We start from the raw sequence: 19,067 nt of genomic DNA on the forward strand, positions 1-19,067 counted from the left end.
CAGGTTCTTTTTGCTATGGACAAAGGGGTGAGAAAGTGAAAAACAAGTTCATTGATCAGATGAAGAACTGGTTGAAAAATCGGACGAGTATATTTTTGATTGTTATAATAGTGCTCATACAAAGCCTATTTTTCTTTTTCCTATCATTGAATAATGTATATACAGAGACTTATGATCTTCAACGTTTTGCTACAGCCAACACAACGATTCGCTCACCTGTTACCATTGAAAATGAGGATGAAACGGAAAGGAAAACGAGGGAAGCGGTACAACAGGTTGGTGATCGCTATTCCATTTCAGAACAGGTTATCAACGAAAGAATCGGATATAGTGAAGAAATATTTGATGCTATTTTAACATTGAATGAAGATAATAAAAATGAAGCTGAGGATCAAGAAGACGGAGAGAAAGAGGAAGCTGTAAACGAAGAAGGGCTATCCCTTGATGAGAAAATTGAACGATTACGTCAAGTTCTTTCAGAGGACATAGTCCTTGGAGTGGATGCTGAAGTATTTCGCACATTGCTTTCTCAGCCTAGTAATGAACTCAAAGAAGCAAAAAAACTCTTCATTGAATCGACGTTAGAGGTTATGGAAAACGGTGTCAGGATAGAGAACCTGCAAACAGCTCGTGGGTTAGTTCAAGATGAAATAAAATATTCAAATCTAGAACCTATCGTTAAAGACGCATTAATCAATTTATCGACCTTTATAGTGACGGAAAATTCATTCTTTGATTTAGAAGCGACAAATGAAGCGAGGAAGATTGCCGCAAGCAATGTAGATCCTGAGATGATAAAAGCTGGGGAAATCATTGTCAGTGAAGGTCAAGTAATTACGAATGAAATTTACGAACAACTGAGACTAGTGGGACTATTGGATGGTGAACGTAATTTCTACCCGGTATTAGGGTTAATTTTGTTATTATTCATCCTTGGCGGGATTTCCGTAATTGAGATTAATAAATTGGTCAAATCAAATTCATTCGATAAACGTATTTTAGCTGCCATCCTAATTATTAGTGTAATAGTTATATCTTTAATGAAAGTCGTGAGTTTATATTCTACAGAGAATAATCATTTGTTTTATTTGATGCCAATTGCCATGGGTACACTTCTCATCAAGCTATTTATAAGTGAAAGATTAGCGATTATTATGGCAGGCGTATATGCAATCCTTGGGACAGTCATATTCAATGGATTTATTCCTGGGGCGTTAAATATAGAAGCAGGAATTTATTTCTTCTTTTCGCAGCTGGCTGGAATACTTTTCTTCCCTCGGGTTAAGGATCGGTTGGCGATTTTAAAGTCGGGAATAGCGATTATTCTCGTTAACATCATCACGGTACTATTATTTTTATTCTTGTCCTTTGAAAAATATACCGTGATGGACTTCTTCATCTATTCATCCTATGGGATGGTTTCAGCGTTCTTGTCTGCGGTTTTGACGATTGGATTGTTGCCTTTCTTTGAAACTAGTCTAGGAATATTATCTGATGTTAAACTGTTGCAACTTTCGAGCCCTAATCAGCCGCTATTAAAAAAACTTTTAGTAGAGGCGCCGGGTACCTACCATCATTCGGTTATGGTAGCCAATATTAGTGAGACGGCCTGTGAAGCAATTGGAGCTAACGGCTTATTGGCAAGAGTTGGTGCGTATTATCATGATATTGGTAAAACCGTGAGGCCACAATTCTTTATCGAAAATCAATTAACAAATCGTAATCCTCATGATCAAATGGATCCAAGAGAGAGTGCTAAAATTATTATAAGCCATCCATATGATGGAGCTGAGATGTTAAAGCAGAATAAGTTTCCTAAAGAAATTATTGAAATTGCTAAGACCCATCACGGCACCTCACTTTTAAAGTTTTTCTATCATAAGGAAAGACAACAAAATTCCGAAGTATTAGAGACGGATTACCGTTATCCAGGTCCAAAGCCCGCTACTAAAGAGGCTGCAATCATCAGCATATGTGATTCGGTAGAAGCTGCGGTCCGGTCACTAAATGAACCTACTGAAGATAAAATTGAGGAAATAGTGGCTTCTATTATGAATGACCGAATTTCTGATGGACAATTAGACGAAAGTCCATTAACATTAACAGAACTAAAAGTAATTCAAACTACCATTTGTGAGTCATTAAAAGGATTTTTCCATTCACGAATTCAGTATCCTACAAAGGATAAGGAGGCAAATTAAATGTATATTGATTTTCATGATGAAACTAATTCACTACCCACTGAATATTTCGATCTCTTGCAAAGACTTCTGGAGTTTGCACGGAAGAAAGAAGGGGTATCGCAAGAAGCGGAGATGTCTGTCAATTTTGTTGATGATAAAGAAATACAGGAATTGAATAGAAATTACCGACAAAAAGATGAACCGACTGATGTCATATCGTTTGCAATGCAGGAAAAAGTCGATGGGGAACTGCATATCTACGGAGAAGAAGATATTCCTACTATTCTTGGTGATATCGTTATATCAATTGATCGAGCAAAGGAACAGGCGGAAGAGTACGGTCATACGCTAGAAAGAGAAATATCATTTTTAACGATTCACGGATTTCTCCATCTTTTAGGGTATGATCACTTAACCGAAGAAGAGGAAAAGGAAATGTTTGCTAGACAAAATGAGATATTGAGTGAGTTTGGAATTGAAAGATAAAAAAGGGAAGAAGGGTCATATAGGCTTTCTTCATGCGTTTGCCGGACTTATAGGTGTGTGGAAATCGGAGTGGAATTTTCGATTTCATTCTTTTGCAGCCTTGCTCGTCATTATTGTCGGCTTTATGTTGAGTCTAACCATAATGGAATGGGTGCTGATCAGCTTTGCTGTTGGAATGGTATTAATAAGCGAATTAATCAATACGGCGATAGAAAAGACGATTGATTACCTGAAGCCTGAATATCACCCAAGTGCCCGTTTCATTAAGGATGCTGCCGCAGGAGCAGTACTGGTAAGTGCGATTGTCGCTGTCGTCGTTGGATTACTTATTTTTCTGCCAAAGATAAATATCCTCTTGTAACTCCATCAGGCAGGACTAGGATATGTCCTGTCTGCAACCCATCCTTCATCCTGCAGCAAATTATTAGAAGTTTTTACAACTTTTGTCGAAAATATGAAATGCAAGCTATTTTATAGTATGATATAAAAAAGTGTAAGCGACTGATTAGCGACGCACAGTTTTTCTTTGCTAATAGTTGCTGGTCGTAGCAGCTGTAAGTGGGAAATTGATGGAACTAATCTACCCACAACAACATTTAAATATTAAAAAAACAATCATCATGGAGGATCTTCAAATGGATTCCAATTATAAATCAGGTTTTATCGCTATCATTGGTAGACCGAATGTCGGGAAATCAACTTTTCTTAATCATGTCATCGGTCAAAAAATCGCCATAATGAGTGATAAACCACAAACAACTAGAAATAAAATACAAGGTGTACTAACCGCAGAAGACTATCAAATGATATTTATAGATACTCCTGGTATCCATAAACCCAAACATCGACTCGGTGATTTTATGATGAAAATTGCGGAAAACACATTAAATGAAGTTGATGCTGTCTTGTTTATGATAAATGCAGATGAAGGCTATGGCAGAGGAGATCAATTTATTATTGATCGTCTCAAAACAGTGAAAAGCCCTGTTTTCTTAATCATAAACAAAATTGATTTAGTTTCGCCTGAAGAATTACTGGGTATTATTGATGAGTACAGGGTAAAAAGTGATTTCCAAGAGATTATTCCAATCTCCGCATTACAAGGTAATAATATTGATCGTCTCCTAGGAGAATTAAAGAAATATCTTCCAGAAGGCCCACAATATTATCCTGCCGATCAAGTTACTGATCATCCCGAACGTTTCATCATAACTGAACTGATTCGGGAAAAAGCACTGCACTTGACGAGAGAAGAGGTACCTCATTCGATTGCTGTCGCATTAGAAAATATGGAAAAACGAAGTGACGAAACGGTCTTTATACAGGCAACTATTGTTACGGAGAGAAATAGTCAAAAAGGAATCATTATTGGAAAGCAAGGAAGTATGTTGAAAAAGATTGGGCAAGAAGCTAGAAAAGATATTGAAGTGCTTCTTGGTTCAAAAGTCTATCTGGAGCTTTGGGTTAAGGTGAAGAAAGACTGGAGAAACAAACAAAGTCAACTTTACGAACTAGGCTTTCGTAAAGATGAATATTAATCATGGTAAATTTTAATACTTATTTTTTTAAACTTCCTGGTCAATCTAGAAATAGAAACATTTTCAAACCACAATAGAAAGGCGGGGTTTCTTGTGCTCGATATTACTTGGAAAGTATTTAGTCAGACAGGAAACATTGAAACCTATTTATTATTAAAGGAACTAGAAAATGTCAAAAGCGAAAATCACGATCAAGGGAATGAATTTGATTTATCTAATATGAGCGATGTCGAGACTGTTCAAAAATTGTTTTAATGCATTAAATATGAAAAGAGCTGACGAGCTTTGCTTGAGAAAATTGAAGGGATTATTATCAAAACAGTCGATTATGGAGAAACAAACAAGATTGTCACGATTTTTAGTAAAAGAATAGGAAAATTTGCGGCGATGGCAAGAGGTGCTAAAAAGCCACGCAGTAGAATGGCTGCTGTAACGCAGCCATTCATTCATGGGCAATTCTTTGTGTATGTCAATTCAGCTTTAAGTACCATTCAGCAAGGGGAAATCATCGATTCATTTCGTCCGATCAGGGAAGATATTGAAAAAACTGCTTTTACAGCATATTTGACAGAACTGACGGAAAAACTGATAGATGATAAATCTGCCGATCCATATCTTTATGAACAACTATACCAAACGATGCTTCGGATAGCCGACAAAGAGGAATATGCAGTACCAGTTATGATGTATGAATTAAAAGTCTTCAGAAAAGGTGGATTTGCTCCGACCTTATCACATTGTGTCAATTGCGGGCGTACAGAATTGCCTTATGTATTTTCGATAGGAGAAGGCGGTTTTCTTTGCCGGAATTGCAGGCGTTTAGATGAAAATGCAGTTCATCTAACAGAAACTCAAGTTAAACTTTTGCAATTATTTCAGTCCGTTGGTATTGAACAGGTCGGTGAGATCTCCGTTAAGCAAGAAAATAAACAGTTATTAAGACAAATTATTGATGCGTATTATGACCGTCATGGTGGCTACTTCTTAAAAAGCAAGAAGTTTATCCAGCAATTGGATAAATTGAAAGGGATATAATTGACATATCGACCATTTTGGTCTATCATCTTTTACATATTCACAATAAATATAATCAGCAATGAGGGAAAGAGTACTTATCAAATTAGTTTCCATAGCGAGTCCAGGATAGTGTAAGCTGGATAAACTGATGGTAAGGAAAGGCACTCCTGAGCTAATCAATAAAGTGACTCGATTACTAAAATCGGGTAAATAGGGTGGAACCGCGGTATGAAAGCCGTCCCTATGTTTGCGCTGTGCAAGCATAGGGACGGCTTTTTATCGTTTAGAAACACGTAATCATATTCTCAAGCAAAATGCATAAGTGCTAAATTAGCTTTTGTAGGAGTGTTTCACCAACGGAGATGTTCCTCGTCCCTTTTAAATTATTACGTATAATATTGGAGGTAATGTAATGAATATTCAAGAAATGATCTTAACCTTGCAAAAACATTGGTCTGAACAAAATTGTATTCTTGTTCAGGCTTATGATACGGAAAAGGGTGCCGGCACCATGTCACCAATGACCTTGCTTCGTAGTTTAGGGCCAGAACCATGGAATGTAGCTTATGTGGAGCCATCAAGGCGACCTGCTGATGGCAGATACGGTAACAATCCGAACCGTTTGTATCAACATCATCAATTTCAGGTAATTATGAAACCATCTCCTGATAATATACAAGAATTGTATTTAGAATCGTTAGTAAAACTAGGGATTGACCCGTTGAAACACGATATACGTTTTGTTGAAGATAACTGGGAAAATCCGACGCTTGGTGCAGCCGGATTGGGATGGGAAGTCTGGCTGGATGGTATGGAAGTAACCCAATTTACTTATTTTCAACAAATAGGAGGATTGGAAGCGAATCCTGTTTCTGTAGAGTTGACTTATGGTGTGGAAAGGTTGGCGTCTTATATACAAGATAAGGAAAATGTATTTGACCTGGAATGGACGGATGGTGTGACTGTCCGTGATATTTTCTACCAGCCTGAATTTGAACACTCTACATATACCTTTGAAGAATCAGATACAGACATGTTATTTGATTTATTTTCGAAGTATGAAAATGAGGCAAAGCGTATCATGGAAAAAGGGCTTGTATTCCCAGCCTATGACTATGTTTTAAAGTGTTCTCACACATTTAACTTATTGGATGCTCGGGGAGTAATCTCTGTTACCGAACGGACTGGATATATAACAAGAGTAAGAAATCTTGCTAGAAGCATTGCAAAAGCTTATGTAACAGAGAGGGAAAGATTAGGATTTCCAATGCTTAAAAAAGGAGAAGAGGTAAATGGCTAATAATGTTTTATTTGAGATCGGTGTTGAAGAACTTCCAGCACGATTTGTCGATGATGCAGAAATGCAATTAAAAGATAAAACTATCGCATGGTTAAATGAAGCGAGAATATCTTATAATTCTATAACTTCGTATTCAACTCCAAGACGGATTTCCATCGTGATACGAGATATTGCTGAAGTGCAATCTACGATAGAGGAAGAAGCAAGGGGTCCAGCTGTCTCAATTGCTAAAGATGAGCAAGGACAGTGGACAAAAGCAGCTATTGGTTTTGCGAAGGGGCAAGGGAAAACTGTTGAAGATTTAGTGGAAAAAGAAGTCAAAGGTAAATCCTATGTATTTGTAACGAAGCGGATAGAGGGTAAACCAACGAAGGAAATACTACCTGGCTTTAAGGAAATAATTACTTCACTTACATTCAGCAGTAATATGCGTTGGGGAGAACAATCTTTACGATTCGCCCGTCCGATCCGATGGCTAGTGGCTCTGTATGGAGAGGAAGTTATACCATTTGAAATCGCAGGAGTAAGAACAAGCAATGTAACTTACGGTCACCGTTTTTTAGGCAAACCAACGACTATAAATGATGCAGAAGAATACGAAAGAATACTTGAGGAAAATTATGTAATCGCTGATGCTGGAAAGAGAAAAACAGAGATTTTAAACGGTATAAAAGCATTAGAAGAAGAAAACAACTATAAGATTATTGTGGATAACGACTTGTTAGCGGAAGTTACAAACTTGGTCGAATATCCAACTGTATTCCAAGGTACTTTTGAAGAAGGTTTCTTAAAACTCCCAAGCGATGTATTAATCATCTCGATGAAAGAACATCAACGATATTTCCCAGTAAAATCTTCAGACGGGAACTTGTTGCCTTATTTCATCGGTGTTAGAAATGGCAATGGAACAGCACTTCAAACGGTAGTCAAGGGTAACGAAAAAGTGTTAAGGGCAAGACTTGCAGATGCTGAATTCTTTTACGAAGAAGATCAGAAGAATTCTATTGATTTCTACTTAAACAAATTAGAACGCGTTGTGTTCCAAGAAAAATTAGGAACGGTAGCAGAAAAAGTTCAGCGAGTACGAAATTTAACACAACAAATTGCTGAGAAACTTGAACTTCCTAATGAAGCGACTAAACATGCAATACGAGCTGCAGAAATCGGGAAATTCGATTTAATGACGAACATGGTAAACGAGTTTACCGAGCTACAAGGGATAATTGGTGAGATTTATGCACTTAATTTTAAAGAAGAAAATGAAGTGGCAATTGCATTAAGAGAACAGTATATGCCAACTCATGCAAATGGTGAATTACCTGCAACAGAAATTGGAGCAGTATTAAGTGTAGCAGAAAAAATCGATACAATAGTTGGTATCATTTCAGTTGGATTGACTCCATCCGGTTCCCAAGACCCTTATGCACTCCGAAGACAGGCAGCAGGTGTGTTAAGGATATTGGAAGATAGAAAATGGAAGATTACATTGGAAGAATTGCTTAAATTAGCTTTTGATCTGTATGATGAACTAGATTTAGATAAAGACCAGGATTACCAAGATAAAATATATGATTTCTTCAAACTACGTGCCGGTTTCCTACTAAAAGAATTAGGTATCGAACAGGATGTGGTTCAAGCGGTTCTAAATGAAGAGATTGGTAATTTCAACTATTCCATAGAAAAAGCAAAAATCTTATCCAATAAGCGACAGGACGCATCCTTCAAAGCCACAGAAGAAGCACTTGTTAGGATTTTGAATTTAGCAGACAAGGCTGAATCAAATGTAGTAAATCCAGACCTGTTTGAAACAGATTCGGAAAAGCAGTTATATGAACAATACTTGAAATCAAAGCAACCATTTGAATTCCATAATGACAAACAAGAAGGATTGAAAGCTTTTGAACAGCTAGAATTACTTGCTGATCCAATACATCAATTCTTTGACAATAATATGGTCATGGCAGATAATATAGAAATAAGAAATAATCGATTGGCACTTGTTTCTGTTATATCGGTATTAATTCGTGAGTTTGCTGATTTGACGATGATTGAATGGAAACAGAGTTTCTAATGTCCTTTTAATGTACAAAATTATTTCAAGGATTACATTTGTTTCCGCGAAATAGTATGGCATAATTCCTTTTCGCCGCTTAATAATGTATAATATACATTAATTAGTATGTCTCTTTTAAGAGGTGGTGAATAAATGGAATTAAGTGAGCGACAAGACAAGATTATCGAAATTGTAAAACTGAATGGTCCGATTACTGGAGAAAAAATTGCTGAAAAGCTAGGATTGACTAGAGCAACTCTGCGGCCAGATCTTGCTATCCTTACCATGGCCGGTTTTCTTGAAGCAAGACCCCGTGTTGGATATTTTTACACGGGGAAAACTGGTTCAGAATTACTCACAGAGAATATCAAAAAGCTAAAGGTTCAAGACTATCAACAAGTACCAGTAGCTGTAAATGAAGATGCGTCGATATACGATGCGATTACCACGATGTTCTTGGAAGATGTTGGAACTTTATTTGTGGTAAACGAACATTCTTGTTTAACTGGTGTCCTTTCAAGGAAGGATTTATTGAGAGCAAGTCTTGGTCAGCAACGTTTAAATGAAATACCAGTTCATATCATTATGACTCGGATGCCAAATATAACAGTATGCAGAAAAAATGATTCACTGCTTGAAGCAGCGCTTAAATTGATCAATAAACAAATTGATGGTTTGCCTGTCGTTAAAGATACCGAAAAAGGCTTGGAGATTGTGGGGCGAATAACAAAAACCTCCATGACAAAGGCACTTGTTGAATTAACGGAAGAAAACCGTTTTGACTGATATTAGGGGGGAGAAGATGAGTAAGCAACCTACCGTTTATATTCTATCTGACTCAGTTGGGGAGACAGCAGAACTCGTCATCAAAGCTGGATTGAGTCAATTTAATAATGGAAGTTTCAAAATTAGCCGTGTACCATATGTGGAAGATAAAGGGACGATTTCCGAATATCTTCAGATCGCTAAGGAGAAGAAGGCGATGATCGGTTTCACATTGGTTGACCCTGAATTAAGAAACTATCTGAATGGCCAAGCAAAAGAACTTGGGGTAGAGGCACTGGATATTATGGGGCCAACCATTGAGGCGATGGAGAGGTTTTTTGGAACCGAACCGCATTTGCAGCCTGGTCTCGTACATAAACTAGATGAAGATTATTTTAAGCGTGTTGAAGCAATTGAGTTTGCCGTCAAATATGATGATGGAAGAGATCCTAGAGGAATTGCACGGGCGGATATTGTTTTGGTCGGGGTATCGAGAACTTCGAAGACACCATTATCTCAATACCTGGCTAATAAGCGGATTAAAGTAGCTAACGTTCCAATTGTTCCAGAAGTGGATCCGCCAGAGGAACTGTTTGAAGTCGCAAAGGATAAATGTATCGGCCTTCGGATAAGTCCTGAAAAATTGAATGAAATCCGTAAAGAAAGGCTTAAAGCTCTAGGTCTTGGCAACCAAGCTACTTATGCTACAATTAAACGAATAAATCAAGAGCTTGAGTTTTTTGATAAAGTTGTAGATAAGATAGGTTGCGACGTTATTGACGTTTCAAATAAGGCAGTTGAAGAAACAGCTAATATTATTTTACAAATGATTAAAAATAAAGCTGAAAATAAATAATGAATTTTAAAGCAGATTCACGAGGAAAACATTCTACTTCCTTTGTTTGTAGAATGTTTTCTTCTTTTTGAGTAGAAAAAGTATAATTTGATAGAAATTCTGCGAAAAATGTATTATAATAATTTTTTGTGTAAACATATAAATATTCATTGTTTAGTAGCTAGTTATATTCTGAAAAGTAAAACATTCAAAAAAAAGAAGGAATGTTGCTTTGTAATATAGAAATAACAACTATAGAGCAAGAAAAATTTAGTTATTACTAAAAAATATGTATTTCCATGTTTCTACTTTTTCTTAAATGAAGAAACTTCTATAATAAATGTAGATTTATGTAATGATTAAATTACATGTGGATGAATGGAAAGAAAAGAACAAAAGTAATTCTCTGAGTCAAAAATGTAAGCAGTAAATTATCTTTTTGTAGAAAAATGTCGTAATATAAAGGAGTTTAATGATCTTACAGGATAGATAGAATTTGGTGATTAGATTGAGTCAAATACCTGAAGAAATTATTGAAGAAGTAAGAAAAGCCAATGACATTGTGGACGTTATCGGAGAATACGTACAATTAAAGAAACAGGGAAGGAATTATTTTGGGTTATGCCCGTTTCATGGAGAAAAGACACCTTCCTTTTCAGTCACACAGGAAAAGCAAATTTTCCACTGTTTCGGATGTGGAAAAGGCGGAAATGTAGTGACATTTTTAATGGAAATAGAGAGCTTCTCATTTTTTGAAGCGTTAGAGCTTCTTGCAACCCGGGCTGGAATCAAACTTCCCGATACAGGTGGCGAGAAAAAGTCCTCTTATTCCGAAGAAAATCAACGTGTTCTTGAAGCGTATGAATGGCTCACAAAACTTTACCATCACTTGCTCCGTTATACGAAAGATGGTAAAGAAGGATATAATTATTTAAGTGAGCGTTCAATCGATGATGAGGCTATCGATACCTTTCAATTAGGCTTCGCCCCTAATATAAGGGATTTCATTGTAAAGTTCTTGGAAAAAAAGGGTTTCAACAAACAATTATTAATTAAAGCCGGATTTGTAACCTTAAGGGAGGACAATACAATTTCAGACCGATTTCAAGGTCGTGTTATCTTCCCGATTCGTAACCACCTTGGAAAGACCGTTGCATTCGGTGGAAGAGCAATCCAAGAACAAGGTCCAAAATATTTAAATAGCCCTGAGAGTGAATTATTCCAAAAGGGAAAACTCCTATATAATTTTGACCTTGCCAAGAGGCACATACGGAAAGAAAATGAAGCAGTTTTGTTTGAAGGGTATATGGATGTAATTGCTTCGTACCAGGCAGGAATAAAAAACGTTGTAGCTACGCTTGGTACTGCGTTGACTGAATCTCAGGCGAGTTTGTTGAAACGCTATGTAAACCAAGTCATTATTTGTTATGATGGCGATGCTGCAGGTCAAGAGGCAAGTTATAAAGCTGCTAACATCCTCCGAAAAGCAGGCTGTGAAGTTAAAATTGCTTACTTGAAAGACGGAAGTGATCCGGATAGCTTTATTAAACAAAATGGTGCTGAAGCATTTAAGAGTCAAGTTTTAAGAGCCAGCGATACTTACATGACATTTTACATGCGCTACTTTAAAAAAGATTATAATTTAAGCCTTGAAGCGGAAAGGCTAGATTATATCCAAAAAATACTTAAAGAGTTGGCGATGGTTGAAAGCTCGCTGGAAAGGGAATATTACTTACAGGAATTAAGTAAAGAATTCTCGATGTCTTTAGATGCATTAAAGGAAGAATTGGAAGTATTCCGATTAAAAAACGGGAATAACCCGGATAATAAGCTTCAGAACAGATATACTAATAACACTGTAAATTTTTCTAGAAACCGGAAACTACTTCCAGCCCATCACAATGCAGAGAGAAAATTAATATATCATATGTTGCAAAGTGAATGGGTAGCAGAACGTATTCAAGAGGAAATTGGAGCAAATTTTGAGGTTGATGAGCATAAAATAATTGTCACCCACTTATATGCTTTTTATGAAGAAAGAAATTCTCCAGATATTAGTAAATTCATTGAGAATCTTAGTGATGATAATTTGAAAAAGGTTGTCACTGAAATATCAATGACCTCTGAAATCGAAGAAGTTAGTGAAGAAGCACTCTCCGATTATATTAACATTGTTAAAGCAGAATCGAGTGACAAAAATATTATCCAAACCTTAAAAGAAAAATTGAGAGTAGCGGAACAAGAAAGTGATCCACTCACCGCTGCTAAGATTGCACAAGAAATTTTAGAAATCAAAAGAAATTCAAAGAAATAATCAAGTTTAAATTGTTGGAAGGAGGGGGACTCATGACCGAAAAGAAGCCGACTCAAACCAAAGAAACTGAAATGACATTAGAGATGGCAAAGGATAAATTAGTCGAAATTGGAAAGAAACGCGGTGCATTAGCCTATGAAGAGGTGGCGGACCGTTTATCGAATTTCGAGATTGAATCCGATGAAATGGATGAGTTCTATGAGTACCTAGGTGAACAAGGAATTGAAGTGATTGGAGAATCAGAAGATGATCCAAGCATGCAACAAATTGCTAAAGAAGAAGAAGTGGATACGGACGATTTAAGTGTGCCTTTGGGTATAAAAATAAATGATCCTGTTCGTATGTATTTAAAAGAGATTGGTCGAGTAAACCTATTATCTGCTGCAGAAGAGATTGAGCTTGCATCCCGTATTGAAGAAGGCGATGAAGAAGCGAAGCGTAGGTTAACAGAGGCCAACTTGCGACTTGTTGTTAGTATTGCCAAACGGTATGTAGGACGTGGCATGTTATTCCTTGATTTAATCCAAGAGGGTAACATGGGTCTGCTTAAAGCAGTAGAGAAATTTGATTACCGTAAAGGGTTTAAATTCAGTACCTATGCTACATGGTGGATTCGTCAGGCTATAACGCGTGCAATTGCTGACCAAGCTAGAACCATTCGTATCCCAGTGCATATGGTGGAAACGATCAATAAGTTAATTCGTGTCCAACGTTCATTATTACAGGATTTAGGTAGGGAACCAACTCCTGAAGAAATTGGAAAAGAAATGGAACTTTCACCGGATAAAGTCAGAGATATCCTTAAGATTGCTCAAGAACCAGTATCGCTTGAGACGCCAATCGGTGAAGAAGATGATTCCCACTTAGGCGATTTCATTGAAGATCAGGAGGCTATTTCGCCATCTGATCATGCAGCTTATGAACTGTTGAAAGAACAGCTGGAAGATGTGCTTGATACCTTAACAGACCGTGAAGAAAATGTTCTTCGCCTCCGCTTCGGACTGGATGACGGTCGGACAAGGACCTTGGAAGAAGTAGGAAAGGTCTTCGGTGTCACACGAGAACGTATTCGACAAATCGAAGCTAAAGCATTGAGAAAACTGCGTCACCCAAGCCGTAGTAAACGATTAAAAGACTTTTTAGATGATTAAACAATTATGGTCATTGTTTACACTTTTAGTGTAAGCAATGGCTATTATTGCTTGATTTCCAAAACATACGGGGTGAATACGGATGGAAGAAGAACGCAGGTTTACAATTATTCAGGAAATTGAGTATTGGAAACAACATAGGTTACTTCCTGAACACTATTGCAATTACTTGCTTGCTCTGTATACGAATGGTGAAGAAATGACAGATGTCATTACGCAAGATTACAAAGGGTACAATAAATATTTGACGTTAATAGAGCGCTTTCAAATAGTTATACTGTATTTACTTCTTCCCTTTTCGTTTGTTGTAATCTATTTTACTGAATTTCATATCTATTTGCAACTGGTTATTTTAGCTTTATTGCTTAGTTATTCTCTCTGGTGTACATTCTCCTTTAATGACAAAAGACGTCTCTATTTTCACTCGGCTTTAATTATCAGTTTGTTCCTGTTCTTATTAACAACGATTCTAGTGGGGGACTTGTTATCTGGCAGCGCATTTGTCGTTACCGGAATTGTCTTAATGAATTTCTTATTATGGTTAATTTTAGGATATTTAGCTAAATTTAAATATATGTTGATTAGTGGAATAATAGGGATAATTTTTGTACTTGTCTATTATTTTCTTTAGTTTTCATATCATTTCTCTTTTAAAGTTATTGATTTTAGAGTAAACTATATATAGTCTTTTTATAGATAGAAAATGGTAATACATAAGGAGGAAACAAAATGAAAAACGCGGTAATGCCATATGCAATTATTGCTATAATTGGGGTTGTGGCCGTAATCATTATTTCGGTTATCGGATTAAACCAACAACAAAATATCGCTGATGGTGGCGAAGGAGAAAATACTGAACAGACAGAAGATGGCGCAGCGGGCGAAACGGCTGGTGGAGATGCAGACTCTGTTTTCCAAGCTAACTGTGCTGCATGTCACGGTGCTGACTTATCCGGTGGTGCTGGTCCTGCATTAACAACTGTAGGAGCTTCTTATTCAGTGGATGAGATCAAAGATATTATTCAAAATGGTAAAGGCGGAATGCCTGCAATTCCTGCTGTTCAAGGTGAAGAGTTAGATGCTCTTGCAACTTGGTTGAGTGAAAAACAATAATTATCTATAAAAGGAAATGGAGAAGCTTTCTGAATAACAGAAAGCTTTTCTTTTTCAAAAGGAGTGGACGATGGAACAATATAATCTGAAGCTTTCCGAGCGTTTAATAGCAGTAGCTGAATTTCTTCCTAAAAGGGCCAAGTTTGCGGATATTGGTTCCGATCATGCGTACTTACCTTGTTTCGTATGTTTACATGATGAACAAGCATTAGCAATAGCAGGTGAAGTAAATCGCGGCCCATTTGAAAGCGCACAAAAGAACGTTTCAAAGCAAGGCCTAGAGGAAAGAATTGTAGTTAGACTTGGAAATGGATTGGAAGTTATAAATGAAGATGATCATATAGAGCAGATCGTCATTGCTGGTATGGGTGGAGGGCTCATTACAAACATTCTCGATAAGGGTGTAGAGAAACTTTCCACGGTAAACCGTTTAATTCTTCAACCCAACGTTGATGCAAGGCAAATCAGGGTATGGCTTAATGAACATCAATTTGATCTAACTGCTGAAAGAATCTTGGAGGAAAATGGTCATATCTACGAGATTTTAGTTGCAGACCGCAATGGAGTACATCCATACAAGTCCGAAATGATAGAGAAGCAATTACTGTTGGGGCCTTATTTAATGGAAGAAAAATCTTCCATATTCTTAAAAAAATGGCGGGAAGAAGCTAGTAAATTAAAGCTTGTAATTGAACAAATGAAGCAAGCAGCCCAACCTGACGAACAAAAAATCAAGAAATTTACACAAGAATTATCTTGGATTGAGGAGGAATTAAACCATGGTTGATGTACCAACGAATTCGCTTATTTTTAGGCTGATTGAGGAATTAGCTCCAAAAGAGAAAGCTTATTCTTGGGATAATGTTGGTTTACAGATTGGTTCAGCTAATCAAAAGGCAACTAAAGTGATGATAACCTTGGATGTAGTAGAATCTGTTGTGGATGAAGCAATAGAAAAAGACGTAAATCTTATTATTGCACATCACCCTTTGTTTTTTAATCCATTAAAGCGAATCAATGTCGATACTCCTGAAGGAAAAATAATATCTAAATTAATTCGCCATGACATTACAGTTTATGCCGCACATACGAACCTTGATGTTGTTGCATCTGGAGTAAATGATATGCTTGCGAAGCGCTTGAAACTTCAAAACAATAAAACACTTATATCTTTAGGGAAAGAAAGAATGTACAAATTTGCTGTTTACGTTCCTACTAGTCATATTGAAGCGATAAAAAACGTTATTGGTGATGTAGGTGGCGGGGAACAAGGGGATTATTCCCACTGTTCATTTGAAATAAAGGGAATAGGTTCCTTTAAACCAATTAAGGGGGCTGACCCATATATTGGCAAAGTAGGAGAAATCACTAAAGTGGATGAAGCGAAGATTGAAGTGCTGGTCACGGAGAGTAAGTTGAATGAAGTAAAGAAAGCAGTCTTAAAAGCACATCCTTATGAAGAACCGGCTTATGATATCATAGAGTTGGCTAATGAAGGCGCGGAGTACGGTCTGGGTAGAATCGGTGACCTATCGGAGAGAATAATCCTCGATGATTATGTTAAGTTGATGAAACAACAGCTAGGTCTCAATCATGTGCGGGTAGCCGGTAATCTTGAAAAAGAGATTAAAAAAGTAGCTATTATTGGAGGAAGTGGGGAAAAGTATATACACCAAGCAAAAAGAGCTGGCGCTGATGTATATATCACAGGAGATCTTGGCTTCCACCAAGCCCAAACAGCTATTCAAATCGGATTGGCTGTTATTGATGCTGGACATTACATTGAAGAGATAATGAAAGAGGAAATCAAAGACTATCTACAAAAGAAATTAGCGTCAAATAATGTGGAAATTATAGTTTCCGATACGAACACTGATCCATTTCAGTATATATAAAAGAAATTAGTGCAAGGCAAAGAAGGAGTACAAATAATGAGAAATTCAAACTTCGAATCTTTAGGTATAGGGTCCGATATACTTCAGGTAATTGATCAATTACAATTTAAAAAACCAACAGAGATACAACAAAAAGTAATTCCTCCAATTTTAGCAGGAGAGAGTGTAATCGGTCAGTCTCGTACTGGATCTGGGAAAACACATTCTTTTTTATTACCTCTTTTTCAACAATTGGATAGCACGAAGCAAGAAGTACAGTTTGTTATCACAGCTCCAACAAGAGAATTGGCTACCCAACTTTATGAAGAAGTTAAAAAAGTGATCAGTTACGCTGGAAAGGATGGAGTCTGGAGTAGTAAATTATTAATCGGTGGAACTGATAAACAAAAAATGATTGACAAGTTAAAAACCCCACCTCATATTGTTGTAGGGACGCCTGGAAGAATCTTGGATATGGTGAAATCTGAAGCATTGTCCATTTATTCCGCTAACTCATTTGTTGTAGATGAGGCAGATCTCATGCTTGATTTAGGGTTTATCCAAGAGGTTGACCAGTTGTTGGTAAGAGCTAAAAGTGATATTCAAATCCTAGTTTTCTCCGCAACAATTCCTGAGAAGTTGCAACATTTCTTTAAGAAATACTTGGAAAATCCTACCTATGTAAAGATTGAAGAGCATTTTTCTCCAGAAACGATGGAGCATCGTTTTATAGCTTTGAAACATCGTGACAAAGGAGAGCTGATCAAGGGAATTTCCAATACAATCCAACCTTATCTTGCATTGATCTTTGCTAACGGAAAAAAGGAAGCAGATTCCTTAGTTGACCAATTGTTAAGTGAAGGCTTGAATGTAGGAATCATCCATGGTGGTCTAGCCCCAAGAGAGAGAAAACGTGTTTTAAAAGAGATACAAAATTTACGTTATGAATATGTTGTCTGTACGGATCTCGCTTCCCGGGGCATTGATATTAAAGGGGTCAGTCATGTAATAAACGCTGATTTACCAAAGGAAGAAGAATTTTATATCCACAGGGTTGGTCGTACTGCAAGGGCGGGATTAGAAGGAACTGCAATTAGCCTTTATACTGAAGAAGATCTCCCATTAATTGAAAAGCTAGAGAAAAAAGGGTTGCAGATTTCCTATGTAGATATTAATAATGGAGAATTTGTTGAGGCCAAGCCTTGGAATACAAGAAAATTAAGGAAAAATACTACCACGAACCTTGAAAACGAAGCTTGGAAGCAAGTGAGGAAAGTTAAGAAAGTGAAGCCTGGTTATAAAAAGAAAATGAAAAAAGAACAAGAAAATATAAAACGAAGATTAGGCAACAAAAAATATAAAAAGAAATAATTATATATAGGAGAGGTGTAAGATTTGTTGAAAATTGGTTCACATGTTTCCATGAGTGGAAGCAAAATGCTCTTAGGCTCAAGTGAAGAGGCTATTTCCTACGGAGCGAATACGTTTATGATTTATACAGGAGCACCACAGAATACGAGAAGAAAGCCCATTGAAGAATTGAATATAGAAGCTGGAAAAAAACATATGGAAGAGCATGGAATTTCAGATATCATTGTACATGCTCCATATATAATAAATATCGGTAATACACAAAAGCCAGCTACCTTTGAACTTGGAGTGAATTTCCTTCGTAGTGAAATGGAACGCACACAAGTAATCGGGGCTAACCAGATTGTCCTCCATCCAGGTGCACATGTTGGTGCAGGGGAAGATGAAGGGATAAAGAAGATTATTGAAGGCTTAAATGAAGTATTAACGAGAGAACATCAGGTCCAAATCGCCTTGGAAACGATGGCAGGAAAAGGATCTGAAATCGGTAAAACTTTTGAAGAGCTTGCACGCATAATTGATGGAGTCACGTTCAATGAAAAGTTATCTATATGTATGGACACGTGTCATATACATGATGCAGGTTATAATATTGTAGATGATTTTGATGGTGTATTAAATGAATTTGACAAGATTATTGGTGTCGACCGAATTAAGGTTGTTCATGTTAATGACAGTAAAAACCCTCGAGGAGCTAGGAAAGATCGACATGAAAATATAGGATTTGGCCATATTGGTTTTGATGCTTTGCATTATATCATTAACCATCCTCAGTTGAGTGAATTGCCGAAGATTCTAGAAACACCTTATGTTGGTGAGGATAAGAAGAACAAAAAGGCTCCGTATAAACATGAGATTGAAATGATTAAGGATGGAAACTTTAATTCGGAGTTGAAAGAACTAATTATGCAATAATAAATAGACGCAAGCACTCATGATTGGGTGCTTGCGTCTATTTTATTTGGGCTTGTCAAATAAAGTGTGTAAGTCCCCATTTACTCAAGGTACTTTAACACCCTATCTTTCAGTTCATCATGAAGAAGAAGCTGGTTCATCACCATGGCCCA

At 36.9% G+C, this 19,067-nt stretch carries 18 protein-coding genes; all 18 read left to right on the forward strand.

What is annotated here, in order from left to right:
- The first annotated feature begins 35 nt into the window (after positions 1-35).
- Positions 36-2,201: an HD family phosphohydrolase gene (locus ACFSBH_RS19895; RefSeq protein WP_379599404.1), complete on the forward strand. Its 2,166-nt coding sequence runs from the start codon at positions 36-38 to the stop codon at positions 2,199-2,201.
- On the forward strand, positions 2,202-2,669 hold the full coding sequence (gene ybeY, locus ACFSBH_RS19900; protein ID WP_379599406.1) for an rRNA maturation RNase YbeY: 468 nt from the start codon (positions 2,202-2,204) through the stop codon (positions 2,667-2,669).
- Positions 2,647-3,030, forward strand: a complete 384-nt coding sequence (locus ACFSBH_RS19905) for a diacylglycerol kinase family protein (RefSeq protein WP_379599408.1) — start codon at positions 2,647-2,649, stop codon at positions 3,028-3,030. Before ybeY ends, ACFSBH_RS19905 begins: the two co-directional genes overlap by 23 nt.
- Positions 3,031-3,304: 274 nt before the next feature.
- Positions 3,305-4,207 (forward strand): GTPase Era, encoded by a 903-nt coding sequence (era, locus tag ACFSBH_RS19910; protein ID WP_251511082.1) that lies wholly within the window; start codon positions 3,305-3,307, stop codon positions 4,205-4,207.
- Positions 4,208-4,300: 93 nt separating this feature from the next.
- Positions 4,301-4,462 (forward strand): YqzL family protein, encoded by a 162-nt coding sequence (locus ACFSBH_RS19915; protein ID WP_251510076.1) that lies wholly within the window; start codon positions 4,301-4,303, stop codon positions 4,460-4,462.
- 30 nt (positions 4,463-4,492) lie between these two features.
- Entirely contained in the window at positions 4,493-5,242 is a 750-nt protein-coding gene (gene recO, locus ACFSBH_RS19920) for a DNA repair protein RecO (protein ID WP_251510077.1), read from the forward strand.
- A 394-nt stretch (positions 5,243-5,636) separates the two neighbouring features.
- Positions 5,637-6,524 carry a glycine--tRNA ligase subunit alpha gene (gene glyQ / locus ACFSBH_RS19925; protein WP_379599411.1) on the forward strand — a complete coding sequence of 296 codons (888 nt, stop codon included), beginning with the start codon at positions 5,637-5,639 and terminating at the stop codon, positions 6,522-6,524.
- On the forward strand, positions 6,517-8,595 hold the full coding sequence (gene glyS / locus ACFSBH_RS19930) for a glycine--tRNA ligase subunit beta (protein ID WP_251510079.1): 2,079 nt from the start codon (positions 6,517-6,519) through the stop codon (positions 8,593-8,595). Before glyQ ends, glyS begins: the two co-directional genes overlap by 8 nt.
- Positions 8,596-8,730: 135 nt before the next feature.
- Positions 8,731-9,363 carry a helix-turn-helix transcriptional regulator gene (locus ACFSBH_RS19935; RefSeq protein WP_251510080.1) on the forward strand — a complete coding sequence of 211 codons (633 nt, stop codon included), beginning with the start codon at positions 8,731-8,733 and terminating at the stop codon, positions 9,361-9,363.
- A gap of 16 nt (positions 9,364-9,379) precedes the next feature.
- Positions 9,380-10,198 (forward strand): pyruvate, water dikinase regulatory protein, encoded by an 819-nt coding sequence (locus tag ACFSBH_RS19940; protein WP_251510081.1) that lies wholly within the window; start codon positions 9,380-9,382, stop codon positions 10,196-10,198.
- 478 nt (positions 10,199-10,676) lie between these two features.
- On the forward strand, positions 10,677-12,491 hold the full coding sequence (dnaG, locus tag ACFSBH_RS19945) for a DNA primase (protein ID WP_251511084.1): 1,815 nt from the start codon (positions 10,677-10,679) through the stop codon (positions 12,489-12,491).
- Positions 12,492-12,523: 32 nt separating this feature from the next.
- Positions 12,524-13,642, forward strand: coding sequence for an RNA polymerase sigma factor RpoD (gene rpoD, locus ACFSBH_RS19950; protein WP_251510082.1), 1,119 nt, complete (start codon positions 12,524-12,526; stop codon positions 13,640-13,642).
- Between the two features lie 82 nt (positions 13,643-13,724).
- Entirely contained in the window at positions 13,725-14,273 is a 549-nt protein-coding gene (locus tag ACFSBH_RS19955) for a hypothetical protein (RefSeq protein WP_251510083.1), read from the forward strand.
- A gap of 98 nt (positions 14,274-14,371) precedes the next feature.
- Positions 14,372-14,755, forward strand: a complete 384-nt coding sequence (gene cccA / locus ACFSBH_RS19960; protein ID WP_251510084.1) for a cytochrome c550 — start codon at positions 14,372-14,374, stop codon at positions 14,753-14,755.
- A 70-nt stretch (positions 14,756-14,825) separates the two neighbouring features.
- Positions 14,826-15,542, forward strand: coding sequence for a tRNA (adenine(22)-N(1))-methyltransferase (locus tag ACFSBH_RS19965; protein WP_251510085.1), 717 nt, complete (start codon positions 14,826-14,828; stop codon positions 15,540-15,542).
- Positions 15,535-16,650, forward strand: a complete 1,116-nt coding sequence (locus tag ACFSBH_RS19970) for a Nif3-like dinuclear metal center hexameric protein (protein ID WP_251510087.1) — start codon at positions 15,535-15,537, stop codon at positions 16,648-16,650. Before ACFSBH_RS19965 ends, ACFSBH_RS19970 begins: the two co-directional genes overlap by 8 nt.
- Positions 16,651-16,686: 36 nt before the next feature.
- On the forward strand, positions 16,687-18,000 hold the full coding sequence (locus ACFSBH_RS19975) for a DEAD/DEAH box helicase (protein ID WP_379599417.1): 1,314 nt from the start codon (positions 16,687-16,689) through the stop codon (positions 17,998-18,000).
- A 24-nt stretch (positions 18,001-18,024) separates the two neighbouring features.
- Positions 18,025-18,915, forward strand: a complete 891-nt coding sequence (locus tag ACFSBH_RS19980; RefSeq protein ID WP_251510089.1) for a deoxyribonuclease IV — start codon at positions 18,025-18,027, stop codon at positions 18,913-18,915.
- The last annotated feature ends 152 nt before the right edge of the window (positions 18,916-19,067 follow it).

Source organism: Oceanobacillus luteolus (genome assembly GCF_042678205.1).
GTDB lineage: Bacteria > Bacillota > Bacilli > Bacillales > Amphibacillaceae > Oceanobacillus > Oceanobacillus luteolus.